This window comes from Treponema sp. R6D11, assembly GCF_054786075.1.
Genome location: NZ_BDHD01000838.1, coordinates 1 through 484 on the forward strand (window position 1 = coordinate 1; position 484 = coordinate 484).

General features: G+C 48.8%; 1 pseudogene. It reads right to left on the bottom strand.

Annotation, left to right across the window (positions count from 1 at the left end):
* Nucleotides 1-476: pseudogene (locus tag ACYVTD_RS16405) on the bottom strand (DNA mismatch repair protein MutS); the annotation flags it as partial.
* Between the last annotated feature and the right edge of the window lie 8 nt (nucleotides 477-484).

Here is a 484-nt window from a genome sequence, read left to right on the forward strand (position 1 = left end):
TAAAGATATTCAAGAAGAGTGCCCGCGGAAATTATTTGCGGACTGCCATCGTCAAGGCCGAAACCTTTTAAGTTCGCCACGCCGAATTGTTTTTCAAGACGCGCCTTAGCCTGAACGTGATCAAAGAGCCAGTCCGCCCAGCGGTTTAGCAATATGTTACTTCTGTCAAAAAAAGCCGAGGCGACGTTTTTATCCTCTTCCAAGAGCGATTCCTGTATCAGTATTTCCTTTATGTTGAGGCGTTCAAGTTCCTGACGCAATATCTCCGGCGAATCGGCGGGAATTCCAGTCGTAAAAAACTCGCCCGTGGAAAGATCGATATAAGAAAATGAAAAGGCGTTTGCGGCGCCGGCGAGGCAAGAGATGTAATTGGAACTTCCCTTGTCAAGAAAATCCTCGTCTACGGTAGTGCCGGGGGTGATTACCTCCACCACGTCCCTTTCGATGACTTTCTGCCCTTTCTCAGGCTGGGTCATCTGTTCGC